This is a genomic window from Massilia litorea (assembly GCF_015101885.1).
Lineage (GTDB): Bacteria > Pseudomonadota > Gammaproteobacteria > Burkholderiales > Burkholderiaceae_D > Telluria > Telluria litorea.
Window position 1 is genome coordinate 353,106 of the sequence record NZ_CP062941.1, and the last position, 25,460, is coordinate 378,565.

At 65.0% G+C, this 25,460-nt stretch carries 24 protein-coding genes; 10 read left to right on the top strand and 14 right to left on the bottom strand.

The features are described from left to right. Positions 1 to 85 precede the first annotated feature (85 nt). From LPB04_RS01510 to LPB04_RS01535, 6 genes are all read right to left on the bottom strand, one after another. On the bottom strand, positions 86 to 772 hold the full coding sequence (locus tag LPB04_RS01510; RefSeq protein WP_193687058.1) for a pentapeptide repeat-containing protein: 687 nt from the start codon (positions 770 to 772) through the stop codon (positions 86 to 88). 18 nt (positions 773 to 790) lie between these two features. Beyond that, positions 791 to 1,105, bottom strand: a complete 315-nt coding sequence (locus LPB04_RS01515; protein WP_193687059.1) for a hypothetical protein — start codon at positions 1,103 to 1,105, stop codon at positions 791 to 793. A gap of 148 nt (positions 1,106 to 1,253) precedes the next feature. After that, a complete protein-coding gene (locus LPB04_RS01520; protein WP_227496584.1) occupies positions 1,254 to 4,043 on the bottom strand; it encodes a TonB-dependent receptor domain-containing protein in 2,790 nt (929 codons plus the stop codon). Between the two features lie 380 nt (positions 4,044 to 4,423). Continuing rightward, positions 4,424 to 5,665: a glycolate oxidase subunit GlcF gene (gene glcF / locus LPB04_RS01525; RefSeq protein WP_193687060.1), complete on the bottom strand. Its 1,242-nt coding sequence runs from the start codon at positions 5,663 to 5,665 to the stop codon at positions 4,424 to 4,426. A gap of 1 nt (position 5,666) precedes the next feature. Continuing rightward, on the bottom strand, positions 5,667 to 6,710 hold the full coding sequence (gene glcE / locus LPB04_RS01530) for a glycolate oxidase subunit GlcE (RefSeq protein WP_193687061.1): 1,044 nt from the start codon (positions 6,708 to 6,710) through the stop codon (positions 5,667 to 5,669). A gap of 8 nt (positions 6,711 to 6,718) precedes the next feature. Beyond that, positions 6,719 to 8,209, bottom strand: a complete 1,491-nt coding sequence (locus tag LPB04_RS01535) for an FAD-linked oxidase C-terminal domain-containing protein (RefSeq protein WP_407943893.1) — start codon at positions 8,207 to 8,209, stop codon at positions 6,719 to 6,721. 64 nt (positions 8,210 to 8,273) lie between these two features. Here LPB04_RS01535 and LPB04_RS01540 point away from each other — a divergent pair, with 64 nt between their 5' ends. Further along, positions 8,274 to 8,828 (top strand): cob(I)yrinic acid a,c-diamide adenosyltransferase, encoded by a 555-nt coding sequence (locus LPB04_RS01540; RefSeq protein ID WP_193687063.1) that lies wholly within the window; start codon positions 8,274 to 8,276, stop codon positions 8,826 to 8,828. A gap of 9 nt (positions 8,829 to 8,837) precedes the next feature. Continuing rightward, the gene (locus LPB04_RS01545; RefSeq protein ID WP_193687064.1) at positions 8,838 to 9,881 is read left to right on the top strand and encodes a rhomboid family intramembrane serine protease; all 1,044 of its coding nucleotides are present in this window, start codon (positions 8,838 to 8,840) and stop codon (positions 9,879 to 9,881) included. Positions 9,882 to 9,970: 89 nt separating this feature from the next. On the opposite strand, the gene pepA is transcribed toward LPB04_RS01545, so the two are convergent. Continuing rightward, positions 9,971 to 10,828, bottom strand: a complete 858-nt coding sequence (pepA, locus tag LPB04_RS01550) for a flocculation-associated PEP-CTERM protein PepA (protein WP_193687065.1) — start codon at positions 10,826 to 10,828, stop codon at positions 9,971 to 9,973. 411 nt (positions 10,829 to 11,239) lie between these two features. Here pepA and LPB04_RS01555 point away from each other — a divergent pair, with 411 nt between their 5' ends. The 5 genes from LPB04_RS01555 (at position 11,240) to LPB04_RS01575 (ending at position 15,434) form a co-directional block, all read left to right on the top strand. Continuing rightward, positions 11,240 to 11,503: a XapX domain-containing protein gene (locus tag LPB04_RS01555; protein WP_193687066.1), complete on the top strand. Its 264-nt coding sequence runs from the start codon at positions 11,240 to 11,242 to the stop codon at positions 11,501 to 11,503. Between the two features lie 29 nt (positions 11,504 to 11,532). Continuing rightward, positions 11,533 to 12,225, top strand: a complete 693-nt coding sequence (locus tag LPB04_RS01560) for a hydrolase (protein WP_193687067.1) — start codon at positions 11,533 to 11,535, stop codon at positions 12,223 to 12,225. A 64-nt stretch (positions 12,226 to 12,289) separates the two neighbouring features. Further along, complete coding sequence (locus LPB04_RS01565; RefSeq protein ID WP_193687068.1) at positions 12,290 to 14,161, top strand: amidohydrolase; 1,872 nt, start codon at positions 12,290 to 12,292, stop codon at positions 14,159 to 14,161. A 2-nt stretch (positions 14,162 to 14,163) separates the two neighbouring features. Continuing rightward, positions 14,164 to 14,844, top strand: a complete 681-nt coding sequence (locus tag LPB04_RS01570; RefSeq protein WP_193687069.1) for a YoaK family protein — start codon at positions 14,164 to 14,166, stop codon at positions 14,842 to 14,844. Beyond that, positions 14,841 to 15,434: a TMEM175 family protein gene (locus LPB04_RS01575; RefSeq protein WP_193687070.1), complete on the top strand. Its 594-nt coding sequence runs from the start codon at positions 14,841 to 14,843 to the stop codon at positions 15,432 to 15,434. Before LPB04_RS01570 ends, LPB04_RS01575 begins: the two co-directional genes overlap by 4 nt. On the opposite strand, the gene LPB04_RS01580 is transcribed toward LPB04_RS01575, so the two are convergent. Then, complete coding sequence (locus LPB04_RS01580) at positions 15,429 to 16,310, bottom strand: DMT family transporter (protein WP_227496585.1); 882 nt, start codon at positions 16,308 to 16,310, stop codon at positions 15,429 to 15,431. The two genes, LPB04_RS01575 and LPB04_RS01580, sit on opposite strands and share 6 nt — an antisense overlap. A gap of 187 nt (positions 16,311 to 16,497) precedes the next feature. Here LPB04_RS01580 and LPB04_RS01585 point away from each other — a divergent pair, with 187 nt between their 5' ends. Next, positions 16,498 to 17,580, top strand: a complete 1,083-nt coding sequence (locus LPB04_RS01585; protein ID WP_193687071.1) for a DUF3466 family protein — start codon at positions 16,498 to 16,500, stop codon at positions 17,578 to 17,580. A 169-nt stretch (positions 17,581 to 17,749) separates the two neighbouring features. Here LPB04_RS01585 and LPB04_RS01590 read toward each other — a convergent pair whose 3' ends face one another. Then, positions 17,750 to 18,433: a FadR/GntR family transcriptional regulator gene (locus tag LPB04_RS01590; RefSeq protein WP_227496586.1), complete on the bottom strand. Its 684-nt coding sequence runs from the start codon at positions 18,431 to 18,433 to the stop codon at positions 17,750 to 17,752. A gap of 115 nt (positions 18,434 to 18,548) precedes the next feature. On the opposite strand from LPB04_RS01590, the gene LPB04_RS01595 reads away from it, so the two are divergent. Both LPB04_RS01595 and LPB04_RS01600 read left to right on the top strand, forming a co-directional pair. Then, complete coding sequence (locus LPB04_RS01595; RefSeq protein WP_193687072.1) at positions 18,549 to 19,418, top strand: fumarylacetoacetate hydrolase family protein; 870 nt, start codon at positions 18,549 to 18,551, stop codon at positions 19,416 to 19,418. A gap of 84 nt (positions 19,419 to 19,502) precedes the next feature. Then, the gene (locus tag LPB04_RS01600) at positions 19,503 to 20,486 is read left to right on the top strand and encodes a Bug family tripartite tricarboxylate transporter substrate binding protein (protein ID WP_193687073.1); all 984 of its coding nucleotides are present in this window, start codon (positions 19,503 to 19,505) and stop codon (positions 20,484 to 20,486) included. 205 nt (positions 20,487 to 20,691) lie between these two features. On the opposite strand, the gene LPB04_RS01605 is transcribed toward LPB04_RS01600, so the two are convergent. The 5 genes from LPB04_RS01605 to coxB are packed head-to-tail and all read right to left on the bottom strand — an operon-like array spanning position 20,692 to position 25,460. Continuing rightward, positions 20,692 to 21,624: a cytochrome c oxidase assembly protein gene (locus tag LPB04_RS01605; RefSeq protein WP_193687074.1), complete on the bottom strand. Its 933-nt coding sequence runs from the start codon at positions 21,622 to 21,624 to the stop codon at positions 20,692 to 20,694. Next, entirely contained in the window at positions 21,585 to 21,917 is a 333-nt protein-coding gene (locus tag LPB04_RS01610; RefSeq protein WP_193687075.1) for a hypothetical protein, read from the bottom strand. The genes LPB04_RS01605 and LPB04_RS01610 overlap by 40 nt, the downstream gene beginning before the upstream one ends. A 14-nt stretch (positions 21,918 to 21,931) precedes the next feature. Next, positions 21,932 to 22,546: a cytochrome c oxidase subunit 3 gene (locus LPB04_RS01615; RefSeq protein ID WP_193687076.1), complete on the bottom strand. Its 615-nt coding sequence runs from the start codon at positions 22,544 to 22,546 to the stop codon at positions 21,932 to 21,934. Next, the gene (gene ctaD, locus LPB04_RS01620) at positions 22,543 to 24,447 is read right to left on the bottom strand and encodes a cytochrome c oxidase subunit I (RefSeq protein ID WP_193687077.1); all 1,905 of its coding nucleotides are present in this window, start codon (positions 24,445 to 24,447) and stop codon (positions 22,543 to 22,545) included. Before ctaD ends, LPB04_RS01615 begins: the two co-directional genes overlap by 4 nt. After that, positions 24,444 to 25,460 carry a cytochrome c oxidase subunit II gene (coxB, locus tag LPB04_RS01625; protein ID WP_193687078.1) on the bottom strand — a complete coding sequence of 339 codons (1,017 nt, stop codon included), beginning with the start codon at positions 25,458 to 25,460 and terminating at the stop codon, positions 24,444 to 24,446. Before coxB ends, ctaD begins: the two co-directional genes overlap by 4 nt.

The following is a 25,460-nucleotide window of genomic DNA, read 5'->3' on the forward strand; positions in this document are numbered from 1 at the left end:
AACGGAGCGGCTACCTGGGCTGTTGACGTGTTTAACAATCCCTTACATTCCTGGCATTTGCTTACAAGTGCGCCAACAAGTGTTGCTATGCGACGGAGAGTCCCATCGCCCGCAGCAGTTCCGCGGCCTGGCGCGGCGAGATCGTCGCGCCCGCGAACAGTTTTGCATTGACCAGCTTCAGCCCGCCCAGGTCCGCCTCGCGCAGGTCGGCACCCTCGAACCGCGTGTCCTTGATGTGGGCGTCGCGCAGGCTGCCGCCTTCGAAGACAGCCTCGCGGAAGTCGCAGCCCGACAAATCGGCGTCGGCGAAGTCGAGTCCGACGAGCGTCATCTTCCTGAAGGACATGCGGCGCAGGTCGGCGCCGATCAGGAGCGAATCTTCGAACGAGAGGCCGAGATAGCTGACCTCCTCGAAGGCGGCGCCGGTCAGCTTGCAGCTGCGAAAGGTGCAGGAAGCCAGCCTGGCGCGGCGCCAGCTGGTGTTGTTCAGGTCGCAGGCTTCGAAGCGCGCGTCGACCAGGTCGCCGGCCTCGAAATCGGCCTGCCCTGCCCGGCAGCGCTGCCAGTGCGTGCGCGCCAGGTTGGCTGCGTAGAACGAGGTCTCGGGCAGTGCGCAATTCCTGAACACGCTGTCCTGCAGGTTCAGGCGCGCCAGGTCGGCGCCCGAAAAATCGCAGTCTTCGAAGACGAGCAGCGCGTCCTCTTGCAGCAGCTGTTCGATGCGGGCGCGGTCGATCGCTTCGCCGGAAACGGTGCTGGTGTGACGCGTCATGGGGAAGCCGTGTCGACGCTAGCGCGTCTGGACCTGCGCCGTCCGGTGGATCACGCAGGCGCGGTTCACGTCTTCGAGGAAGCGGATCGCTTCGCCCTGCGACAGCGAGGGCGGTATCAGGCGCGCGAGCGAGGCGTCCTCGCTGACCCGGTCCAGGCCATAGGCAATGCTGGGCGACACTTCGCGCGCGGATTTGCCGTCGCTGTTGTACAGCGAATCGTAGACCCCCACCTCTTCCCACAGCGGCACGAAGCCCGGGCTGGTCGAATCTTCGAACACGACGACGGGCTCGAGCCCGCCCTCCTCGCGCACCAGGCGAAATACGAAACTCATTGCTTTCTCTTGCGGATATCGAAAAGGAAGGGATGCTATCACGACCGTGCGGACGATGCGGGCGCAGTGCCGCGCGGCAGCGTCCCGCAAAAAAAAGACCAGGCCGAAGCCTGGTCTCTTGCTAGGACATCGTCAAACGCTCAGACGATCAGAAGGTGTAGCTTGCCGCGACGCCGAAAGTACGGAACTGCGGCGAGGTCGTGCGCCAGCCGTCGCGCCACTCGATCGGACGGTCTTCGCCGAACAGGTTGTAGACGTACAGGTTCAGCTTCACGTGCGGAATGCCCGAGTAAGCCAGCGTGTAGTCGACGGTGGTGTTGTGGTCCACACGTTCGCAATCGGCCAGGTTTGCCGCCACCACTTTCTGCGTGGCGCAGTAGGTTGGCTGCAAGATGCTGTTGTTGCTGTAGCCGCTGGCGTAGTTCCAGGTGACGCCGTGGTCGAAGTCGCCCTGCTTCACGTAGGCGCGTGCCTTGACGGTCATGCGCGAACCGAAGTCCCAGGTGCCGACCATGTTGCGGTCGTAGGCATTCGTCGCTTCGCTGAAGGTCTGGTACTTCAGCACATAGGTGCCGTCCAGTTTCAGGCGCACGTCCGTGCCCAGCAGCTTGAAGCGGCCCGACGCATCGAAGTCGATGCCCGAGACGCGCGTCTTGCCGCTGTTGACGTACGGGTTGTAGACCATGCCCAGCTGGCCGACGTTGCCGTAGTTGATGGTGTTGTTCGGCGCGTACTTCTTCACCAGGGCCAGGAACTCGTTGTCGGCGGCGCTGTTGTCGACACGGATCAGCTGGCCGGCAGGCAGGTCCGCCTCGCCTTTCAGGATGTCGGTCGTCGCGCGGGTACCGATCTGGTTACGACGCTCGATGAGGTAGTAATCCATCGCCATCGTCCAGTTCTTGACCGGTTCGAAGACCAGGCCCGCGGTGTACGAACGGGAGGTTTCTGGTTCCAGTTCCGGATTCGAACGCACGAAGCTCGGCAGGTTGCCCACGCATTCCGCGTTGCGGAAGGTGTTGGCCTGCGCCTTGTCGGCGGCGGTGGCGCCGGCGCCTTTTTGCACCAGGTCGTTGAGCTGGTTGGCGATCGGGCAGCGGCGCGGGTCGACGACACTGGTGGCGACCGAACTGCGGCCCAGGCCGTTACCCGATTCGACGATGTTCGGTGCGCGGAAGCCGCCCGATGCGGTGGCGCGCAGCAGCAGATTGCTGGCGGCGTTCCAGCGCAGGCCCAGCTTCGGCGACAGGTGCGAGTCGAAGCCGTCGGTCTTGTCGGCACGCAGGGCCGCGCTCAGTTCGACGTTCTTGACGACTGGCACGCTCGCTTCGGTGAAGACCGCGTACTGGTTGACGGTGTCGTCGACCTGCAGGCCGAACACGCCGACCAGCTCGCCGCGCAGGACGTTGTCCGAGCTCTTCATGCGGTAGCCGTTGCTGCGGATGTCGGTACCGACCGCGACTTTCAGCGGACCGGCAGGCAGTTGCATCACGGTACCGTCGATGGTTGCATCGAAGAACTTGATGTGCGCTTCGCCCGACGTGGTACGGACCGGGAACATCGCTTCGAGCAGGGCCGGATCGTTCTGCTGGCCGAACTTGTAGGTGCCGTTGACGATGGCGTTGGTGTAGCCGGTGGCGCTGACGGCGCGGGTGGCTTTCACGGCCGACGATTTCATCGAACCGACGGCCGAACGCCAGTCGAAGCCGCCGATCGTGCCGTCCAGGGTCAGCATGACGCGCGACTGCTCGGCTTCGGTGCGGTTGAAGTTGAAGCCGTTACCGGTGTCCATCATGCGCGCACGGTATTCGGTCGGCACGCTGTACGGATTCATCGGGTGACCGACCGGCAGTTTCGGATACGAGAACGGCCCGACCATCTTGTTGCCGTACACGTCGTACCAGATGCTCGTCGAGCTGGTCGCGCTCTGGTTGCTCACGCTGAACGGCGCGACGATGTATTCGCTGGTCGAGCGGGAGGTCGTCACTTCGAAGTTGGCGTTGATATCCTTGCCGATGCGGAAGTGGGTGTTGCTGGCGATCGCATGGCGCTTGTTGTCGGTGGTCAGGCCGGAGTACGGCAGCGCGTCCCATTTGCACAGCTTGTCGGCCGGGTCGATCGCATCGGCCGGGCAGCCTGGTGCGGCGACGATGTTGGTGCTGCTGCGGAAGTAGTTACCGGTCGGCGAGTAGGAGCTCTTCGCATCCCAGGTCGAGCGGCCCGGGGTCTGGCGGTGCCATTCCGGGTAGTACGGGCGCAGGTCGCCGACGCTGTAGCCGTCGCTCTTGTAGCCTTCGGCGGTGATGTAGGTATTAAAACCCTGCTGTTCGAGGTCGCCGAAACCGACGATCGCCGAGACGTTACGGTTGCGGTTGTCGTGGAAATGCTGGGATTCGGTGTAGCTGCCGCGGATCTTGGCGCCCTGGAAGTCCTTGCGCAGGATGATGTTGACCACGCCGGCGATGGCGTCGGAACCGTAGATGGCCGACGCGCCGTCCTTCAGCACTTCGATGCGCTCGATCGCGTCGCTGGCGATGGCGTCGAGGTTGGTGAAGTTGTCCTGGGCGCCGTCGGACAGGCCGTATTGGGCAATGCGGCGGCCGTTCACCAGGATCAGGGTCGAGACCTTGCCCAGGCCGCGCATGCTGACGGCCGATGAACCGGTGGCGAAGCTGCCCGAGCTGCTCGTGGCCGAGTTCAGGCTGGTGTCGATGGAAGCGGTGCTGGTCAGGATGCCGAGGGCCGTCGTCTGGCCGGTGCGCTCGATATCGTCGCGCGTCAGGACCTGGACCGAGCCCGCAGCTTCCGCCTGGGTGCGCTTGATGCTACTGCCGGTAACGACCACGCGCTGCATCTGGGCGGCCGGTTCGGCCGCCTGCTGGGCGTTGGAAAAGGCCGGATAGGCCAGGGTCAGCGCCAATGCGATTGCGCTTTTATTCAAAGTACTCTTGTGCTTCAAAACCACTCCCACTAGTCAATTTATTTTAACAACACACATCATTCACCACAGTTACACGTGAACCAGGACGATGACGCGGAGAAATACTGTTGCACAACATTGACCAACGGCAAAGTTACGAATCACTAATTATTTCTTTTGTGTTAAACAATGTGACTTCCGTCGCTTTTTCGATACATTACGTTACTTTCAAGTAACATGAGCGAAACATGGAAGGGTAGCGGAGTTGCGCACGCGTTGGAATGAATACCCTTTATCGGTGCGATAAAGAGAATGCGCAGCCGTGCCTGTACCGCCAAGGCGACCGCACACTGCACGAAGGTAAGGGTTGGCAATCGCCTGTGGCCAGGCGGCCGCGCCGGTCAGGCCGGCGCGCGCTCCTGCAAGGCCCGATCGACCAGCTCGATCCAGTGCGTGACGGGCGTATCGGTCCCCGACTGCAGATGCGTCATGCACCCGATATTCGCCGACACGATCTCCTTCGCGCCGGTCGCCTCGAGCTTGGCCAGCTTGCGGTCGCGCAGTTCGTGGGCGATCTGCGGGTGCAGCACGGAATAGGTACCGGCCGAGCCGCAGCACAGGTGGCTGTCGGCGCACAGCACGACGTCGACGCCGGCCGCGCGCAGCACGCCTTCGACCTTGCCGCGGATTTGCTGGCCGTGCTGCAGCGTGCACGGCGGGTGGAAGGCGACACGTTCCGTGATCTTGCCGCGCAGGGCCACGGCAAGCTGCTCTTCGAACTCCGGCATGATTTCCGACAGGTCGCGCGTCAGCATCGAGATGCGCCCTGCTTTCGCCGCATACTCCGGATCGTGCGCCAGCAGGTGGCCGTATTCCTTGACCGTCACGCCGCAGCCGGAAGCCGTCATCACGATCGCCTCGATTTCTTCGCGCTCGACATGGGGCCACCAGGCGTCGATGTTGCGGCGCATGTCGTCCAGCCCCGCTTCCTGGTCGTTCAGGTGATAGCGCACGGCGCCGCAGCAGCCGGCCTTCGGCGCCACGAGCAGTTGCACCCCGAGCGCATCGAGCACGCGCGCGGTGGCCGCGTTGATGTTCGGGGCCATCGCCGGCTGCACGCAGCCCTCCAGCACCAGCATCTTGCGCGCGTGGGCGCGGGTCGGCCAGTGGCCGGCATGGCGCGGACGCTGCACCTTGTCCTGCATGTCCTTCGACAGCAGCGGCCGCAGCGCGGTGCCAACGCCGTAGGCCGGCTTGAACAGGCCCGTTCGCGGCAGGAATTCCTTGAGCATCGTGCGCTTGATGCGGTCAGCAGCGGGACGCGGCACGCGCTCCTCGACCACGCGGCGGCCGATGTCGACCAGGCGCCCGTACTTGACGCCCGACGGACAGGTCGTTTCGCAGTTGCGACAGGTGAGGCAGCGGTCCAGGTGCAGTTGCGTCTTGCGCGTCGGTTCCGCGCCTTCCAGCACCTGCTTGATCAGGTAGATGCGCCCGCGTGGGCCATCGAGTTCGTCGCCCAGCAGCTGGTAGGTCGGGCAGGTGGCGGTGCAGAACCCGCAGTGCACGCAGGCGCGCAGGATCGCTTCGGCCTCGTTGCCTTCCGCCGTGCCCTTGATGAAGTCGGCCAGATTGGTTTGCATGCTATGACATCCGTCCAGGATTAAAAATGTGCGCGGGGTCGAAGGCCGTTTTCAGGCGCTCGTGGATGCGCGCCACGGCCGGCGCGAGCGGCTGGAACACGCCAACGGCCTTGTCGCCGCCACGGAACAGGGTCGCGTGGCCGCCGGCCGCGCGCACCGCGCTGCGGATGGTCTCGGCGTCGCCGGAATCCGCGCGCAGCCAGCGCTGCGCCCCGCCCCACTCGATCAGCTGTTCGCCGTTCAGTACGATGGCGCCGGTCGTCGAGGGCACGGACAGGCGCCACACCGGCGCGTCGCCGGCGAAAAAGGCGTGACGCTGTTCGCGCAGGTCGGTCCAGAAACCGGCGGCGTCGTCGACTACCTGCCCGCCCAGCGATTTTACCGCCGCGTCCACGGCCGCCCGCGCGCCCGACAGGCGCAGCGCCAGCACGCCCCGGTGCCAGCAGCTGGCCGATACCGGCAGCGGCTGCCCGCCCCAGACGTTGAGCATGCGGATCGCCTCGATCTCGTTCGCCTCGAAGCGCAGCGTGGCTTCAGCGAAGCTTCGCGGCAGCACCTTCACCGACAGTTCCGTGATCAGCCCGAGCGTGCCGAGCGACCCGGCCAGCAGGCGCGAAACGTCGTAGCCGGCCACGTTCTTCATGACCTGGCCGCCGAAGTTGAGGAGGTCTCCCTTGCCGTCCATCAGCTGGGCGCCCAGCACGAAGTCGCGCACGCCGCCGCTGTTGGCGCGGCGCGGGCCGGACAAGCCGGCCGCGATCGCTCCGCCGAAGGTGGCGCCTGGACCGAAATGCGGCGGCTCGAAGGCCAGCATCTGGTTCTGCTGCGCCAGCACGGCTTCGATCTCGGCCAGGGGCGTACCGCAGCGCGCCGTGATCACCAGTTCGGTCGGCTCGTAGTCGACGATACCCGTGTGGCCGCGCGTGTCGAGGATCTCGCCTTGCAGCAATCCGCCGTACCAGTCCTTGGTGCCGCCGCCGCGGATGCGCAGCGCTTGTTGCCGAGCCGCGGCCGCGCGGATCTGGTCCCTGAATTGTTCGATCATTTTTTAAATTAAAACCGCGGGAGTTCGGGGAACGGCACAGCGCCGTGGTGCACATGCAGCTTGCCGAATTCGGCGCAGCGGTGCGGGGTCGGGATCGCCTTGTCGGGATTGAGCAGCATCGGCACGTCGAAAGCGCGTTTGACGGCGGAGAAGGCGTCGAGTTCCGCCCGCTCGAACTGCACGCACATCGAATTGATCTTCTCCATGCCCACGCCATGCTCGCCGGTGATGGTGCCGCCCACTTCCACGCACAGCGCCAGGATGGCGGCGCCGAAGGCTTCGGCGCGTTCGAATTCGCCCGGCTGGTTGGCATCGAACAGGATCAGGGGATGCAGGTTGCCGTCGCCCGCGTGGAACACGTTGGCGCAGCGCAGGCCATAGGTCGTTTCCATCTGCTCGATCCCGGTCAGCACCTGCGCCAGGTTTTTACGCGGGATGGTGCCGTCCATGCAGTAGTAATCGGGCGAGATGCGTCCCGCCGCCGGGAAGGCGTTCTTGCGGCCGGACCAGAATTTCATGCGCTCGGCTTCGGTCTGCGACACCGCGATCGCACTGGCGCCGGCCGCTTCCAGCACCTGCGTCATGCGTTCGATTTCCTCGGCCACCTCGAGCGGCGTGCCGTCGGCCTCGCACAGCAGGATGGCGGCGGCGTCGGTGTCGTAGCCGGCGTGCACGAAGGGCTCGACCATGCGCGCCGAGGTGCGGTCCATCATCTCCAGGCCCGCCGGGATGATGCCGGCCGCGATCACGCTGGCCACCGCATTGCCGCCGGTAACGACATCGTTGAACGAGGCCATGATCACCTGGGCCGCCGCCGGCTTCGGCACCAGTTTCACCGTCACTTCGGTGACGATGCCGAGCATGCCTTCCGAGCCGATGAAGACGGCGAGCAGATCCAGGCCCGGCGCGTCCAGCGCCTCGCTGCCCAGCTCGATGATCTCGCCCTCGATGGTCGCCACGCGCACGCGCAGCACGTTGTGGACCGTCAGGCCGTATTTCAGGCAGTGCACGCCGCCCGAGTTCTCGGCCACGTTGCCGCCGATGGTGCAGGCGATCTGCGAGGACGGGTCCGGCGCGTAGTACAGGCCGTACTGGGCCGCCACTTCCGAGATCGCGAGATTGCGAACCCCGGGCTGGACCACGGCCGTGCGCGCGTAATCGTCGACCCGCACGATGCGGTTCAGGCGCGCCGTCGACAGCACCACGCCATCGATGATCGGCAGCGCCCCGCCGGACAAGCCCGTCCCGGCGCCGCGCGGCACGATCGGCACGTTCAGCTCGCGGCAGACGTCCAGGACCGCCAGCACCTGCTCCTCGTTGGTGGGCAGGGTGACGATCATCGGCAGCTGGCGGTAGGCCGCCAGGCCGTCGCATTCGTAGGGACGCGTGTCTTCCGGATCGGACAGGACGGCGCCAATCGGCAACCGTGCACGCAGGGCCGCCGCGACCTGCTCGCGGCGCTCGTGGGGGACGTGGAGAGGGGCGGACATGACGTCGATTGTAGGCCACAATCACATCGATTTGTCGTATGCTCGGGCTATCTTTTTTCAGGGGCAGCACATCATGGGTAATCGACTCTCCAAAATTGCCACGCGCACCGGCGACGACGGCAGCACCGGCCTCGGCGACGGCAGCCGTACCGGCAAGGACAGCGCCCGCATCCATGCCCTGGGCGAGGTGGACGAACTCAATTCCTTCGTCGGCCTGCTGCTGTGCGAAGACATGCCGGCGGACCTGCGCGAAGAACTGGTGTCGATCCAGCACGACCTGTTCGACCTCGGCGGGGAATTGTGCATTCCCGGCTACCAGATGATCAAGGACGAGCACGTCGCACGCCTGGACGGCCTGCTCGAAAAATACAATGCCGACCTGCCGGTGTTGAAGGAATTCATCCTGCCGGCCGGCTCGCGCGCGGCCTCGACCGCCCACGTCTGCCGCACGGTCTGCCGCCGCGCCGAGCGCGCCATCGTCGCGTTATCGAAGGAAGACACGATCAACCCGCAGCCGCGCCAGTACGTGAACCGCCTGTCGGACCTGATGTTCGTGCTGGCGCGCGTGCTGAACCGTTTTGCAGGCGGCAGCGATGTGCTCTGGAACCACGAGCGCCGGCGCGGCTGAAGGGTGACGATGACGGGTAGTACGCTGTTCGACGTCCGTTTCTACACGGCCGGGTCCAAATGGCCGACCAACCCCTTCCGCCTGCGCGGCAAGGGAACGCTCGAGGTGCAGGACGATTTCCTGATCATCCGCGGAACCAGCCAGCGCTCGTTCCGCATGCCGAAGCGCGAGGAGCATCGCCTGCGCCGCGTCGACATCGTCAACGCCTGGGCCAGCGGCCAGGACGTCCGGTTCGACGAGCTCGGCGTGAAGGGCGACAGGACGATCGGCTTCAGTGTCGCGGACCGCGAGACGGCCGCGCGCATCGTCGCCCTGCTCCCCACGCGCCAGACCGAGCAATTCGTGCAGGAGCACGAGGAAAACGAGGTCTTCCACGACCGCATCGACTACTGGAGCCCGTCGACGCCCGTGATCTGGGGCCTGCTCGCGGCGAACATCGGCATTTTCGCATTGATGTGGCTGGCGCGCCAGAAATACCAGGCGGCGCTCGAGGGACCACTGCGCCAGCTGTTCGCGCTGAACCCGACCGTCTCGGCCATCCTGCACGCCCAGCAGCTGGTGGAATGGGGCTCGAACGTCGGACGCCTGACGCGCGGCGGCCAATGGTGGCGCCTGGTCAGCTCGATGTTCCTGCACGGGAGTATCTGGCACCTGGGCTTCAACATGCTGGCGCTGTGGCAGGTCGGCAGGCTCACCGAACGGATCTTCGGCAGCCCCCGTTTCGTGGCCCTGTATTTCCTGGCCGGCGTGTCGGGCAGCCTGGCCAGCGTGCTGTGGAATCCGCACGTGAACAGCGTCGGCGCCTCGGGCGCGATCTTTGGCGTCATCGGCGGCCTGCTCGCCTTCCTCGGCCGTCCGAACAGCGGCGTGCCACCGACCGTCGTGTCCGAACTGCGTTCGTCGCTGGTACCGTTTTTACTGTTCAGTTTATGGATGGGCTTCGTGTATCCGCATACCGATAACGCGGCGCACATCGGCGGCCTGGTCGGCGGCTGGCTGGCGGGACATTTGCTGGCACGCTCGATTCATTTGCCGGAGCAGCAGCGGGCCTGAACGGGGCGGCTTTGCCAACCAATAAGAGCGAAAAAAAAGAGCAGGCAAGCCCGCTCTTTTTTCATTACGACAAAACCGACATCACCCGATTACACCTTGCTGGCGCGCTTGCGGGTGGCGAATCCGGCACCCAGCATGGCGATGCCGAACAGGGCCAGCGAACCTGGCTCCGGCACTTCCGCCAGCTTGAGTTGACCGTTTCCGCCAATGAAGAAGTACTGGCCAGGCGAATTCGCGTAAGCCGTACCGTTGCAGCCCGCACCCGTGAAGCCCGAGTACTGGCAAGCCACTTCGTTGACCAGCGTGGAAGTCGGATTGGCAATCGTGTTCGCGTTGGTGAAGGCGAAGGCCATGATCGACTCGGTCGACAGGTCCTGGCCGTTTTCACGGAAGAAGTAGCCCGCATCCAGCGCACCGGCCTCGGCCCGTGCAAGCACGGTCACCTGGCCGTTATTGGTCGGCGAACCGCTGGCATCGACCAGGCCGCCGCCGCCCGCCATCACGCTGAACTCGGCGATCAGGTTGCCCTGGTCGGCGCCGTAGATCCCGGCCGTCGTGCCGTACTGGTTGGTGGTGTTCTGGTAGATGCGGATGGTGCCGCCGCTGAAGGTGAAGGCGCCACCGAAGCTACCGGTGCCGGTCGCCTGGAAGGTTGCGCTGATGTTGCCACCTGGGTAGTTCACTGGGAACAGCTGGTTGTTACTGTCGGCCTGGACGATATTGAACACCCCATGCTCGGAGAACGAGAAGCTGGAGCCACCGGACGGGTTGATCTGGATGAAGGCATTGCCGTTCACGTCCAGGTATTCGTTGATGGTCTGCCCGCTGGCGAAGCCGCCGCCGGTCGGATTGAATACCCAGTCGTTCAGGACGGTGGCGGCGTTGGCGCCCCCAGCCATGGTCATTGCAACAGCGGTAGCACAAGCCAGTTTCTTCAGAAATTTCATGATCGTCATCCTCATCGGTGGTTGATAGGCAGACAGCACTTCAGTACTAGCATCAGCCGTGCCAGCGTATTGACGACCTTACAGATCAATGACTTACGTTTTTTTGTTAACTCATCAATAAGAAAAATGTAAAGAAAACCGACGCTTCTCGCGCGAAATTTTTCATTCCTTCAGGCAGCAATACGCCTCCTGCCTGTACCGTTTTCAGCCCGCCACAGCGACATTCGAAAATTTCGATTGTATGTCCGCAAATATTCCGTTTTTCAGCCCCGCTTTCGTTCCGCATAATGCATTCATCGCATCGAAACACGACGAGAGCCAGGAGGCGAACGCTGTCCTGAAGCTTCGAAGCATTCGATGATCTCAACAGCGATGCCGGCCGGTCGCCCACGGTAGAAGGAGGAACGAACGATGTATTTGATTTCCCTGGGGGCCGGCATCCTGGCCGGCCTGCTCTACGGCCTGATCAACGTGCGTTCGCCGGCGCCGCCGGCCATCGCCCTGATCGGTTTGCTGGGCATGCTGGTCGGCGAGCAGATCGTGCCGGTGGCCAAACGCGTGATCGACGGCGCACCGCTCACGAAAGCCTGGTTCGCCAGCGAATGCAAGCCGAAGATCACCGGCATCCAGCACGATGCCAAAAAAGAAGCCGCCGGCGATTCCCGCCACGGCTAACCTGCACTGATGACGACAAGGAGCACAGCATGAACAACCCGAAACTCGAAGTCCTGACCCCACACAACTCGCAACTGATCATCATCGACCACCAGCCGCAGATGGCCTTCGGTGTGCAATCGATCGACCGCCAGACCCTGAAAAACAACGTGGTCGGCCTGGCCAAGGCGGCCAGGGCTTTCGGTATCCCGACCGTGATCACCACGGTGGAGAGCGACTCGTTTTCGGGCCGCACCTATCCGGAAATCCTGGACGTGTTCCCGGACCACCCGATCCTCGAGCGCACCTCGATGAATTCCTGGGACGACCAGAAAGTACGGGACGCGCTGGCGGCAAACGGCCGCAAGAAGATCATCGTGGCCGGCCTCTGGACCGAAGTGTGCAACACCACCTTTGCCCTGTCGGCCATGCTGGAGGGCGAGTACGAGATCTACATGGTGGCCGACGCATCGGGCGGCACCTCGAAGGACGCCCACGATTTCGCAATGCAGCGCATGGTGCAGGCCGGCGTGGTCCCGGTGACCTGGCAGCAGGTGCTGCTCGAGTGGCAGCGCGACTGGAAGAACCGCGACACCTACGATGCCGTGATGAAGATCGTCACCGAGCACTCGGGCGCCTACGGCATGGGTGTCGACTATGCTTACACGATGGTGCACAAGGCTGCCGCCCGCAACCAGGGAAATAACGCAGTGCTGGCGCCCGTCCCCGCGCCGGTCCGCTGAAGCGCGCCACCCACTCACCCGGTCCGCCGCCGCGGACCGGGTCCACCATCCACGGAGCAGAACCATGAACGCACAGTCCACCCAGGCCGCAGCGCCCCTCATCCTCATCAACGGCAACTTCGCCACCCTCGACCGTGCGCGGCCGCAGGCGAGCGCCGTGGCGATGCAGGACGGCCGCTTCCTCGCCGTCGGCGACATCGAACACGTGATGCGCTACCGCGAATCGGGCAGCCAGGTCATCGACCTGAACGGGCGCACCGCGATTCCCGGCCTGAACGACTCGCACATTCACCTGATCCGCGGTGGACTGAACTACAACCTGGAACTGCGCTGGGAAGGCGTACCCTCCCTTGGCGACGCGCTGCGCATGCTGAAGGAGCAGGCCGAGCGCACCCCGCATCCGCAATGGGTGCGCGTGGTGGGCGGCTGGAGCGAATTCCAGTTCGCCGAACGCCGCATGCCGACGCTCGAGGAAATCAACGCCGCCGCGCCCGATACCCCTGTCTTCATCCTGCACCTGTACGACCGCGCCCTGCTCAACCGCGCCGCCCTGCGCGCCGTCGGCTATACGAAAGACACGCCGAACCCGCCGGGCGGCGAGATCCAGCGCGACGCCCTGGGGAACCCGACCGGCATGCTGATCGCGCGTCCGAACGCAATGATCCTGTATGCGACCCTGGCCAAGGGCCCGACCCTGCCCATCGACCTGCAGGTGAATTCCACCCGCCAGTTCATGCGCGAACTGAACCGCCTCGGCCTGACGAGCGCGATCGACGCCGGCGGCGGCTTCCAGAACTACCCGGACGATTACGCCGTCATCGAAGAACTCGACCGGAATAAACAGCTGACCATCCGCGTCGCCTACAACCTCTTCACCCAGAACAAGGGACGGGAACTGGAAGACTTCCAGCGCTGGACCGGCATGGTGAAACCGGGCGAAGGCAGCGATTACTACCGCCACAATGGCGCCGGCGAGATGCTGGTGTTCTCGGCCGCCGACTTCGAGGATTTTCTCGAACCGCGTCCGGAACTGGCGGCCGGCATGGAAGACGAACTGGAAAAAGTGGTGCGCCACCTGGTCGAGAACCGCTGGCCGTTCCGCCTGCATGCGACCTACGACGAATCGATCACGCGCATGCTCGACGTCTTCGAGAAGGTGAATCGCGAGATCCCCTTCAATGGCCTGCACTGGATGTTCGATCACTGCGAGACCATCAGCGAGCGCAATATCGAACGCGTCAAGGCGCTCGGCGGCGGCATCGCCATCCAGCACCGCATGGCCTTCCAGGGCGAGTATTTCGTCGACCGCTACGGCAGGCAGGCCGCGAGTGCGACGCCGCCGGTCAGGCAGATGCTGGCGAGCGGCGTGCCGGTGGGCGCCGGCACCGACGCCACCCGCGTGGCCAGCTACAACCCCTGGACCGCGCTGTACTGGCTGGTATCCGGGCGCACCGTGGGCGGCCTGCCGCTGTACGGAGACAAGGGCCTGCTCGACCGCAGCGTCGCCCTTGAACTGTGGACCTCGGGCAGCGCCTGGTTCTCGAACGAGCAGGGCCGCAAGGGCAGGATCCAGGAAGGCATGCTGGCCGATCTCGCCGTACTGTCGCAGGACTTTTTCACGGTGGACGACGAGACCATCAAATCGATCGAATCGGTGCTGACGGTGGTGGGCGGGAATGTGGTGTACGGCGCCGCCGAGTTCACAAGCCTGGGGCCGCCGCCGATTCCGGTGCTGCCGGAGTGGTCGCCGGCGCGATCGGTGCCGGGACACTGGCGCAAGGCAGCCCCGCAAGCGCAAGCCGCCCTGCCCCACCAGTGCAGCGGCCCTTGCGGCGTCCACGCCCATCGCCACGACCGGGCCCGCAAGTCGACCGTTCCCGTGTCGGACTTCGGCGGCTTCTGGGGTGCCTTCGGCTGCAGCTGCTTCGCGTTCTGATCATGAAGAGCGCACAATTCCAACGGTTGCAAGGCGTCGGCATGGGCTTCCTGGCGGGCTATGTCGACACCCTCGGCTTCATCGCCCTGTTCGGCCTGTTTACCGCCCACGTCACCGGCAACTTCGTCCTGATCGCGGCGGCCCTGGCCGATCCGGCGCAGACGCCCTCGCTGCTGAAACTGCTCGCCTTCCCCGCCTTTATTATCGGCGTGGCGGTTGCCCGGCTGCTGGTGGCCGGCTGCGAGCGGCGCGGCACCTCCGCCGTCAAACCGGTCTACCTGCTGCAGCTGGTGCTGCTGGTCGGCTTCATGGTATGCGGCATGCTGGCCGAGCCGGTTGGCCGCAAGGTCGCGCCGCTGGCCTTCGCCGCCGGCCTGTTGGGCGCGGCCGCGATGGGCGCGCACAGCGCGGCCAGCAAACTGCTGCTGACCAATCTGGCCCCGACCTCGATGATGACCGGGAACGTCACCCAGCTCGTAATCGACACCGTCGACCGCCTGCGGGGCGCGGCCGACGCGGCAACCAGGGCGCGCTGCGCCAAGTTCTTCTGGCCGGTGCTCGCCTTTGCCCTGGGCTGCGCGGCGGCGGCCTTCGCCTTTCGCGCGTTCGGCTTCGTCGCACTCGGGGTGCCGGTGGCGATCCTGTGCTGGCACTTGTCGTTGAACGAACCGGAGGAAAAATGAACAAGAACCGCCTGGAGGCCTTCAGCGACGGCGTGATCGCTATCATCATCACGATCATGGTGCTGGAACTCAAAGTCCCGCACCACCCGGACTTCAGTGCCCTGCTGCCGCTGTGGCCCGTCTTCATGAGCTATGTGCTCAGCTTCATTTACGTCGGCATCTACTGGAACAACCACCATCACCTGATGCACGCGGTGAAGGAAGTGAACGGTGGCGTGTTGTGGGCCAACCTGCACCTGCTGTTCTGGCTGTCGCTGATCCCCTTCGTCACCGGCTGGATGGGAGAAAACCATTTCGAGACCGGGCCGATCGTCGCCTATGGCTTCGTGCTGTTCATGTGTGCGGTGGCGTATTCGATCCTGATCGGCCGCCTGCTCGCTCACCACGGCAAGAATACGACCCTGGCAGAAGCCATCGGCAGCGACCGCAAAGGCAAGATCTCGATCGTGCTCTACCTGCTCGGCATCGCGCTGGCCTGGTTCGCGGCCTGGCTGGGCTTCCTGGTGTATGTCGGCGTGGCGGTGATGTGGCTGATACCGGATCGCCGGATCGAGCAGAAGGTGGTCGAGGAGGAAGCGGCAAGGCTATGACCTGGACGGCCGCAGCGCCAGGGCGACCCCGGCGAACGTCAGGGTCATCGCCACGAACTCTTTCGTGCCGAGCGCTTCGCCAAGGCTGAAGGCGGCCGCCAGCACGCCGACCACCGGGGTCAACAGGGTGGCAATGGAGGCCAGGGCGGGCGGCAGACGGCGCAGGGCCGCGAACCAGGTGACGTAGCACAGGCCCATCGGCACCAGCGTCATGTACACCATGACCGCCAATCCCTTGCCGCTCAGCGCATGCGGATCCGGATGCTCGACCAGCAGGCCGAACAGGACCATGGGCAGGCAGCCCAGTGCAAGCTGCCATGCGACCGCGGCCAGCGGCGCAATCGGAAGCGGCTTGAGGACGATGGTCCCCAATGCAAACAGCAAGGCCGCGCCCAGCGCGAACAGCACGCCAGGATGCTGATCCGACCGGATGCCGCTCTCCGCGCCTGCGAACAGCAAGGCAATCCCCGACAGGCAGAGCACCAGCCCGGCCAGGCTCGCGGCAGCCGGCCTCTTGCCAAGCACCGGCCAGGCCAGCAAGGTCGCCCAGACCGGCATCGTATAGACCAGCAGCGCGCCCTGCCCTGCAGTGAGCCAGCGGATGGACAGCGTCGCGAATCCCATCCAGGCAAAGATGTTGAGGAAGGCGGCCAGCGCCAGTTTGCCCCACAGGGCACGCGGCACCCTCAGGCTTTGGCCTGCCTTGAAGGCGACCAGGGCGATCAGGAGCGCGGCGCACAGTCCCGCGCTTCCACGGGCGAACAGGGGCGGCCACTCCTTCAGCAGGAACTTCATCGCCGGCCAGTTCAGGCCCCATCCGACTGAGGTCACGAGCAGGCACAGCAGGCCGATGGAGCGTGCGTTCGAAGTGGTCACGGCAGGCGGCTCATCCGATGATCGAAAGCCAGATCTTACTCCTGGCTCTTTGATACAAGTCAATCTGCTCGGAAACCTTGTTATGACATAAATGTTATCAGTTAAATAATGATGACGATGGGTGGCGGCTCAGTACGCTGCTGTCTGCGACGTTGGGCCGCACCCCCAAGACGAATACGGAGTCTTTATGTCATCTCTGAAACTTGCAATCATGCCGGCCCTGCTGACCGTGGCACTCGGCGCGTCGGCCGCTGCCAATGCGGAAGTGAAATATACGCTCACCCACCTGAAGCCCAGCTGCGACGGGAGCGTGATCCCGATTGCCATGAACAACCGGGGCCAGGTGCTTGCGTCCGTCTATCCCGTCGCTTCACCCAGAAGCTCCCGCCCTGTGATGTGGAGTGCCGGCGTGCCACGCGACCTCAACATCGGTGAGGCGGGCGAACTGATCCCGGTCGCCATCAACGATGCAGGTACCGTCGCCCTGAACCGTGCCAGCGACGGGGCCGCTTTCCTCGTCCAGGCGGCGCGGTCCTTGCACATGCTCGGGCGCGTGATGGCAACCCAGCCGAATACGCGCGTCACCGCCATCAACCGCTATAACCAGGTTGCGGGCTATTTCGAAGACCTCAATGTCCGGGTGGACCAGCCGGAAAACACCCCGAGCTATTCGTTCGCCGGCGCGGCGCGCAACGAAAAGATCATCAGCGGGCTGCCGGCTTCCAGCAATGCGACCTCCATCAACGACGCAGGCCAGGTCGTGGGTTACATGAACATCGCCGCCGACCAGTTTCGCACCGTCAACCATACCTTCCTGTACGCGAACGGCCGCGTGACCGACCTGGGCTCCCTGAACGGTGCGCAGGGCAGCAGCGTCCCCGCAAAGATCAACAACCACGGCGTGGTGGTCGGCTACTCGACCGTGAAGGACAAGTACGGCACCAATGCCTTCGCCTGGGCCGGCGGACAGATGTACGACCTCGGTGCGCTGGTCTCGTGGGGAACCAGCGCGGCGAAAGACGTCAACGACGCCGGCGACGTGGTCGGGACCAGCCAGGCGATGCACACCGGCGCCCCAAGCCTGAATGCCGCCTTCATCCGTCCCCGCACCGGCGTCATGCAGGACCTGAACACGCTGATCGACCCGGCTTCCGGCTGGTACCTGGCGGAAGCGGTCGCCATCAACGCCAGGGGGCAGATCCTGGTTCGTGGCTACAAGCGCGAACGGAACGAGTGGCAGTCGGGCGCGGTCCTGCTGACGCCGCGCTGATTGACGCCCATGGGCAGCCTGGCCGGCAGCAACCTCGACCGGACACCGCAGCGGTCACAGGCAAGGGTGACCGCTGCAAACGGGGAAATCGCATGGTTCCCCGGTCGTCGCTACCGCGCAGCTGCCTGTGATCGTGGCGGCACTGCCGGCAGGCCGATGTCTGCCTGTCCTAATACCCGAGCAGGTTGTGTCGGATATGCACCAAATGCTCCATGATCAGCCCCCGCGCGCCATCCTCGTCGCGGTCCTTCAGCGCATTCACCAGCGCGCGGTGTTCGAGCTCGTAGGCCCGGCGCCGCTCCGGCGTCAGGCTCCGCATTTTCAGGGCGCCCCAGTCGCCCTGCTCGCGCACCCGGTTCATCAGCTGGAACACCTGCTTGATGAAGGTGTTGTGGGTGGCGTCCGCAATCGCCTGGTGCAGCGCGCCGTCCCACACCTCGAACTCCTGCATCGAGCCGGCGTTCTCGGCGCGCGTGCAGCACTCTTCCATGCGCAGGAAATCGGCGCTGGTGCCGTTGCGCACGATGAGGTTCGCGATCATCGGTTCGATGATGATGCGCGCCTCCATCAATTCCGCCGGGCTGGTGTGCATGCCGGACGCTTCGCTGTCGTCGGCCTCCAGCAAGGCCGCGGCTTCCTTCGACACATAGGTGCCGCTGCCGACCAGCTGCGTGATCAGCCCGCGCTCCTTGGCCTCCGCCAGGATCTGGCGTACCCCCGCGCGGCCGATCTGGTAGGTCTCGCTCAGTTCGCGTTCGGTCGGAAGTTTGTCGCCGGCGCGCCAGTGCCCGGAGCGCATGTTCGCCAGTAATGCGGCACGGAGCGCGGCGGCACCGTTCTGGTTTTTCATCATCTGCTTTCAACGGAAATTGGTTGAATTTTAAACCAATTTTGCCTTTGACTGGTGTCTTCACCTGAGGTAAATTGGTTTTAGAGACAAACCATTTAAAACCAAAGCAAGGACGACAATGCGCATTGCCACCATCGAAGTCCAGTCCTCGTCGCGCGTAGTCATCGTCGACGATGCTGGCGAACACTACTGGGATATCGCCGACCTCGTGCCGGGGTTCACGGGCGACATGCTGGACCTGATCAAGGCCGTTCCGGAGCCGGCAAGCCAGCTGGTACCGAACGGCCCCGGGCGGCCACTGGCGGAGGCCCGGCTCAAGGCGCCGCTGGGCCGCACCGATCGCAACCTCTTTTTGGTCGGAAAAAACTATCACGAACATGCCAAGGAATTCAGCGGCTCCGGCTTCGACTCGTCGGCCCAGGTCGTGCCCTCGGCGCCGAACGTGTTCACGAAACCGGCCAGCACCATCGTCGGGCCTGGCGACGACATCCTGTCCCATCCGGAAGTGACGCAGCAGATGGATTACGAGGCGGAGCTTGCCGTCATCATCGGCAAGGGCGGGCGCGGCATCCGCAAGGAAGACGCCTACGCGCACATCTGGGGCTATACGATCGTCAACGACGTGACCGCGCGCGACCTGCAGAAGCTGCACGGCCAGTGGTTCATGGGTAAATCCCTGGACACCTTCTGCCCGATGGGCCCGTGGATCGTCAGCGCCGACGCGATCGATCCGGAAAACACGCGCGTCCAGTGCTGGGTCAACGGCGAGCTGCGCCAGGATGCCAACACGGCCGACCTGATCTTCGACATTCCGACCCTGATCGCCACCATCTCGGCCGGGATCGCACTGCGGCCGGGCGACGTCATCGTCACCGGCACGCCAGTCGGCGTCGGCATCGGCTTCAAGCCGCCGAAATTCCTCAAGGCCGGGGACGAAGTGCGCATTGCGATCGAGGGCATCGGCACGATCGAGAACCGGGTCCGCTGACGGGACCACGGCAGCATCCATGCATTGCAGCCCGGCGCGGCTGCGCATTTGCCACATCATCACCACATCCATAGCGAGAGCACGATGAACATGCACTTCCTGAAAACGCCCGTCCTGGCCGCGGGCCTGATTTGCAGCGTCTTTTCCAGCCTGGCCGGCGCAGCCGACGCCTATCCCAATAAAGTCATCACGATGGTCGTCCCCTTTCCGCCCGGCGGGGTCGCCGATACCGTGGCGCGTCCGGTAGCGGCAGCCATGGAAAAGCACCTGAAGGGCAGCATCATCATCGAAAATAAGGGTGGCGCCGGCGGCGCGATCGGTATGGGGCAAGTGGCGCGAGCGGCGCCGGACGGCTATACGGTCCTGATGGCGCTGTCCTCGATCTCGATCATTCCGGAAGCCGACAAGGTCACCGGGCGCAAGCCGCTGTACCAGATGGCGCAGCTGAAACCCATCGCCCGCTTTACCGCCGACCCGACCGTGCTGGTGGTGCGCGCCGACAGTCCCTGGAAAACGCTCCCCGAATTCGTCGCCGCCGTGCGCAGCAAACCTGGCGAATACAGTTTCGGCTCGTCGGGCAATTACGGAACCATGCACGTGCCGATGGAAATGCTGAAGCACGAGGCAAAACTGCACCTTCTCCACGTTCCCTACACCGGCGCGGCACCGGCCGTCATCGCCCTGCTCGGCGGCCAGGTGACTGCCCTGTCGACGGGACCTGCCAGCGTGGCACAGCACGTCAAGGCCGGCAAGCTGCGCGTGCTGGCGCACTGGGGCAGCGAGCCGCTGGCCGCCTTCCCGGGCGTGCCGAGCCTGAAGGAAGCGGGTCATCCGGTCGAGTTCGCGCAGTGGTCGGGGCTGTTCGTGCCAAGCGATACGCCGGAACCGGTGGTTGCCAAACTGCGCGAGGCGGCGCGTGCGGCTGCCAACGATCCGCAGGTGCGCCAGGTCATCGCCGGAGCCGGCAGTCCGATCCAGTATCTCGATACGCCGGAGTTCCAGGCGTATATCGCCGAGGATGCGAAGAAGCTCAAGGAGGCGGTGCAGAAGATCGGGAAGGTGGAGTAGTTTGTAAACCGCAAGCTCTTGATCTCGACCGGATAGCCGCGCACTGTAGGGTGGGCACTCGTGCCCACGCGTTCGTGCCGATGAATGCTGCGCCCTGTTCAGGGCACTCACGTTTCGTCCGATCGATGACGAACGGGTTGATCTTCAGTTCCATACGCGTGGGCACAAGTGCCCACCCTACGGTGCGCGCCCGCCCGAAGCGAGTTCACACGATGCGGCTAGCGCCCTCCCCCTGCGGCGCAGGCCTCCCCAGCCATTTCGACACCAGCGCCAGCCCGGCGATCAGGTAAGCCAGCCCGCCCGGCACCCACATGATCAAACCGCCGAGCTGCTGGTCTTCCAGCGCATCCATGCCGAAGGCTTCGCCGGCGCCGATATAGCTCGGATACCAGACCACGCCCGACCAGGTCAGCAGCGCGCCGAGGGCGCCCGTGTGCGCCATGGTCGTGAAGATGTAGAGCATCGACAAGCCCCTCTGCGGGCGGAAGCCGCCGTCGCCGAGCACGGCCCACCAGAACAGCAGCGCCGAACCGAGGAAGCTCACATGCTGCAGCGTGTGGATGGCATTGCTGTGCAGCGCCGCCTCGAACAGCAGCGGCGCGTGCCACAGCCACAGGACGGCCGCATGAAACAGCCAGGCGAACACCGGCATGGTCAACAGCGCCCAGCCGGCCTGCACGCCGCCCGTACGCACCGCGGCGGCAACCGGACGCCGCCAGCCGGGGGGCAGGCCCCACATCCAGAGCGCGAACGGACGCCCCAGCACCAGCAGCGGCGCGGCGACGATCATCATCGCTTCGTGCTGCAGCATGTGGGCCGAGAACAGCTGGGTGCCCATCGCGTCCAGCGGCGACACCAGCGCGGCGACCAGCGCCAGCCAGCCGCCGAGGAACCAGCAGGCGCGGCGCCGCAGCTGCGCGCGCCCGTCACCGGATTTTTTCCACAAGCGCACCAGGCCCACACCGTAGAGCAGCGCGGAGAGGCCCAGGCAAATCACCACCCAGGGCTCGAAGGTCCAGCCGGGTGCGGGGGGCGCAGGTGCCGCCACGTCGTGCGCATGCGCGGCGCCGGACAGGAACAGGACGAGCGTGCCGCAGATCAGCCGTAGCACGGCGACACCATCCAGATCGGCAGCCATTCGGCCAGCACCACCAGCGCAGACAGCAGCCCGCACAGCGTCGCCACCTGGCTCAGGAAGCGGCGCCGCGATTGGTCCGGCGTTTCGCCCGGTCCCGCCAGCGCGCGCGCGCGCTGCCAGTTCAGCAGCGCACCGAAGGTGACGAGCAGGCAGGCCAGCAGGCTGCAGATCGTCAGCACGTGCAGCGTGCTGGTGTCCTGGCCCGCGCAGCTGGGCGAGGTGAGCGCGTAGGCGACGCCCGCGTTGGCGAGGGCGATCGAAGGGGCAAGCAGCATTGCGGGCCAGTTCGGCATCGTTATTCGCGCCCTTACAGGCGCGCTCCCCAGTAGATGACGGCATAGATCGGCAGCCAGCTGCCGACCACGAAATACCAGTACATGGCGTTCTCGCTGACGTCGACGAAACGTTTACCTTCGAGCGGCCCGGTGAACATCAGCACGGCCAGCACCGTGGTGTCGATGGTGTCGGTGACCAGGTGGGTCGTATGCAGGGCCAGCAGCATCCAGACCACCGAGCCGTAGGCGTTCGAATCCCATCTCGTGTTCAGGGCGCCGAACTCGAACACGCGCACGACAAGAAAGGTCAGCGCGAACAGCAGGCAGGCGACCAGCCACCAGCGCGCACGCTGTTTGTCCTCGCGCTCGGCGGCGCGCTTGGCCAGCTGGTTCGGCACCAGGCTGGCCAGCATGATCAGGGTATTCAGGCCGCCCCAGAACAGCTCCGGCGCGCGGTTGACCGGCCAGGTCTGCGAGTGGCTGCGCAGGTAGAAATACACGACCACGGTGATCGCGAAGACGGTGCCCTCGATCAGCATCAGCCCCATCGTGCCCCACCACATCATGCTGTGCGAACCGTAGACATAGGTCGGCAGCCGGGCGACGTCGATGTCGTGCGTGGTGACGTTGGTATCGACCTTGTTCATGGCTTGACCTCGCGCTCGATGTTCTTCTGCGTGGGACCGCGTTTCGGCCAGAACCAGATGACCAGCGGCGGCGTGCACAGCACCGCGCCCCAGACGATCGCCCAGGGGGTGAAGATCGAGCCGATGAACAGCACCGTCACGGCGACCGCTGACACGAAGGGCCAGGGGCTCGATTCGGGCATCACCGCGCGGTGATTCGGCACGGCGTCGTTCACGCTGGTGACCAGCACTTCGCGGCGGTCATCGGCCAGGCCCCGCACGGTGCCGGCCACGCCATCCTTGCTCCACAGCGGAAAACGCGAGCCCACCACCGGCGGGCGCGGGAAATTGCCGGGCGACGGAGGGGAGGACGTCGCCCACTCGAGGGTGCCGGCAGCCCAGGGATCGGCGCCGGCCATGTCGCCGCGCTTGCGGCTGAGCAGGACGTTGACGACGAAGAGCAGGATGCCGACCGCCAGGATGGCGGCGCCGATGGTCGAGATCAGGTTCAGCAAGCCCCACCCCATCTCGGCCGGATAGGTATAGACCCGGCGCGGCATGCCGCGCAGGCCGGCGATGTGCATCGGGAAAAACGCCACGTTGAAGCCGACGAACATCAGCCAGAAGTTCCATTTCCCGAGGCGCTCGCCCATCATGCGGCCCGTGAACTTGGGGAACCAGTAATAAAAGGCGCCGAACAGCGGGAACACGGCGCCGCCGATCAGCACGTAATGCAGGTGGGCCACGACAAAGAAGGTGTCGTGCACCTGCAGGTCGAGCGAGACCGAGGCCAGCATCACCCCGGTCAGGCCGCCGATCAGCAGGATGAAGAAAAAGGAGAGCGCGAACAGCATCGGCGTGCGGAAGTTCAGGCGTCCGGCCCACAAGGTGGCGATCCAGCAGAACATCTGGGCCGCGGTCGGAATCGCGATCATGGCGCTGGCCGCCGTGAAGAAGCTTTTACCGAGTTCGGGCACATTGGTGGCGAACATGTGGTGCACCCACAGGCTGAAGGCGAGGAAGGCGGTGGCGATGATCGCCAGCACCATCACCGGATAACCGTAGATCGGGCGGCGCGCAAAGGTGGCGATGATCGAGGACATGAAGCCCAGCGGCGGGATGAAGATCAGGTAGACCTCGGGGTGGCCGAAGAACCAGAACAGGTGCTGCCACAGGACGACGTCGCCGCCTTCGGCCGGGTTGTAAAAATGCGTTCCCACCAGGCGGTCGGTGATCAGGGCGGTACTGGCCAGCATCACCGACGGCATGGCGAACATCACCATGAAGGAGGTGACCAGCATGGTCCAGACGAACAGGGGCATGCGGTTCAGGGTCATGCCGGGCGCGCGCATCTTGAAAATGGTCGTGATCAGGATCACCGCCTCCAGCAGGCCGGAAAGCTCCGTGTAGGTGATCAGCTGGGCCCAGAAATCCGTCCGCTTGCCGGGAGAGTATTCGGGGCCGGCCAGCGGCGGGTAGGCGAACCAGCCGGCGTCGGGGCCGATGTCGAGGATGAAGGCGGCGTACAGCATCAGGCCGCCGAACAGGAAGATCCAGTAGGCGAAGGCGTTCATGCGCGGGAAGGCGATGCCGCGCGCGCCGATCATCAGCGGCACCAGGTAGGTCGCCACCGCCTGCATCACCGGCACCGCGAACAGGAACATCATCGTGGTGCCGTGCATGGTGAACAGCTGGTTGTAGAAGTCCGGGCCGATCAGTTTGTTGTCGGGGACGGTCAGCTGCAGGCGGATCAGCAGCGCCAGCACGCCGCCGGCGGCGAAGAAGCCGAAGGTGGTGAGCATGAAGCGCACGCTGATGGTCTTGTGGTTGATCGCGGAGAGCCAGCCGATGAGGCCCGGCGGATCGCTCCAGGTGCGGTCCAGCACCGCATTGCGCGGTTCGACAGCCGGGCTCGGGTTCATTTGAGCGTCTCCAGGTAAGCCATCAATGCCTCCAGCTCGTGTGCGGACAGGGGCGTGGCAGGCATGTTCGCCCCTTTCTTGAATTTTTGGGGGTCGAGGATCCAGGCCGCCAGGTATTGCGGCGTGTTGGGCAAGGTGCCCGAGGCGAGCATGCTGCGGCTGGCCAGGTGGGTCAGGTCGGGGCCGAGCCGGGCGCCCGCCTCGGTGCCGGCCACCGTGTGGCACATGGCGCAGGTGCTGCGCATGAAGACCTCGAGTCCCTGCTTCTGCAGTGCGGTCGCCGGCGCGGGGGCAGGCAGCCGCTGGCGTGCGGCCCAGGCTTCGTACTCAGCAGGCGGATGGGCGACGACCGTAAACGCCATCAGCGCGTGCTCGAAGCCGCAGAACTCGGCGCACTGGCCCCGATACACGCCAGGCTGGTCGGCGCGGAAGTGCAGCAGCGAGGTGCGGCCCGGTATCAGGTCCTTCTTGCCGTGCAGGCTGGGCGCCCAGAAGCTGTGGATCACGTCGGCGCTGTTCAGTTTGAGGATGACGGGTTTGCCGGCCGGGACGTGGATTTCGTTGGCGGCGTCGAACATGCGCGAAGGCTCGTCGTCCAGGTAGCGCGCGCCCCACCACCACATGTGGCCTGTGACCTCGATGCGCACCGCATCCTTCAGCGGCAGGCGCGCCAGGCGGCGCTCGGTGACGAAGTCAGCCACGATCAGCACCGCCAGCAGCACGATCGAGATCGCGACGCCGATGACGACCGGCCGGCCCAGCTTCGGTTCGGGCTGGTCGAGCGTGGAGACATCCGGCGCCAGTTGGACCTTGCTGTGCGGCGCGCGCCAGATCGCGTAGAGAAAGGCGGCCAGCACGGCCGCGAACACCAGGGTGCAGATCAGCAGCGTCAGGCGCCACAGGTCGTGGATCCCGGCGGCCTGCACGCCGAGCGGCTCGAGCGCGTTCTGCGCCGGCACAGCCGCCGCCAGCTTCGAAGCGCCCAGCAACAGGAAGGACATCAGCGCGCGCAT

What these genes read in the sequence shown, in the direction of transcription:
- LPB04_RS01555 (WP_193687066.1), top strand. Translation starts at nt 11,240, where the DNA reads ATGTATTTGATTTCCCTGGGGGCCGGCATCCTGGCCGGCCTGCTCTAC.
- glcF (WP_193687060.1), bottom strand. Translation starts at nt 5,665, where the DNA reads ATGCAAACCAATCTGGCCGACTTCATCAAGGGCACGGCGGAAGGCAAC.
- glcE (WP_193687061.1), bottom strand. Translation starts at nt 6,710, where the DNA reads ATGATCGAACAATTCAGGGACCAGATCCGCGCGGCCGCGGCTCGGCAA.
- LPB04_RS01600 (WP_193687073.1), top strand. Translation starts at nt 19,503, where the DNA reads ATGAACATGCACTTCCTGAAAACGCCCGTCCTGGCCGCGGGCCTGATT.
- LPB04_RS01515 (WP_193687059.1), bottom strand. Translation starts at nt 1,105, where the DNA reads ATGAGTTTCGTATTTCGCCTGGTGCGCGAGGAGGGCGGGCTCGAGCCC.
- LPB04_RS01605 (WP_193687074.1), bottom strand. Translation starts at nt 21,624, where the DNA reads ATGGCTGCCGATCTGGATGGTGTCGCCGTGCTACGGCTGATCTGCGGC.
- LPB04_RS01545 (WP_193687064.1), top strand. Translation starts at nt 8,838, where the DNA reads ATGACGGGTAGTACGCTGTTCGACGTCCGTTTCTACACGGCCGGGTCC.
- coxB (WP_193687078.1), bottom strand. Translation starts at nt 25,460, where the DNA reads ATGCGCGCGCTGATGTCCTTCCTGTTGCTGGGCGCTTCGAAGCTGGCG.
- LPB04_RS01590 (WP_227496586.1), bottom strand. Translation starts at nt 18,433, where the DNA reads ATGATGAAAAACCAGAACGGTGCCGCCGCGCTCCGTGCCGCATTACTG.
- LPB04_RS01570 (WP_193687069.1), top strand. Translation starts at nt 14,164, where the DNA reads ATGAAGAGCGCACAATTCCAACGGTTGCAAGGCGTCGGCATGGGCTTC.
- LPB04_RS01540 (WP_193687063.1), top strand. Translation starts at nt 8,274, where the DNA reads ATGGGTAATCGACTCTCCAAAATTGCCACGCGCACCGGCGACGACGGC.
- ctaD (WP_193687077.1), bottom strand. Translation starts at nt 24,447, where the DNA reads ATGAACCCGAGCCCGGCTGTCGAACCGCGCAATGCGGTGCTGGACCGC.
- LPB04_RS01615 (WP_193687076.1), bottom strand. Translation starts at nt 22,546, where the DNA reads ATGAACAAGGTCGATACCAACGTCACCACGCACGACATCGACGTCGCC.
- LPB04_RS01585 (WP_193687071.1), top strand. Translation starts at nt 16,498, where the DNA reads ATGTCATCTCTGAAACTTGCAATCATGCCGGCCCTGCTGACCGTGGCA.
- LPB04_RS01575 (WP_193687070.1), top strand. Translation starts at nt 14,841, where the DNA reads ATGAACAAGAACCGCCTGGAGGCCTTCAGCGACGGCGTGATCGCTATC.
- LPB04_RS01560 (WP_193687067.1), top strand. Translation starts at nt 11,533, where the DNA reads ATGAACAACCCGAAACTCGAAGTCCTGACCCCACACAACTCGCAACTG.
- LPB04_RS01510 (WP_193687058.1), bottom strand. Translation starts at nt 772, where the DNA reads ATGACGCGTCACACCAGCACCGTTTCCGGCGAAGCGATCGACCGCGCC.
- pepA (WP_193687065.1), bottom strand. Translation starts at nt 10,828, where the DNA reads ATGAAATTTCTGAAGAAACTGGCTTGTGCTACCGCTGTTGCAATGACC.
- LPB04_RS01565 (WP_193687068.1), top strand. Translation starts at nt 12,290, where the DNA reads ATGAACGCACAGTCCACCCAGGCCGCAGCGCCCCTCATCCTCATCAAC.
- LPB04_RS01595 (WP_193687072.1), top strand. Translation starts at nt 18,549, where the DNA reads ATGCGCATTGCCACCATCGAAGTCCAGTCCTCGTCGCGCGTAGTCATC.
- LPB04_RS01610 (WP_193687075.1), bottom strand. Translation starts at nt 21,917, where the DNA reads ATGCCGAACTGGCCCGCAATGCTGCTTGCCCCTTCGATCGCCCTCGCC.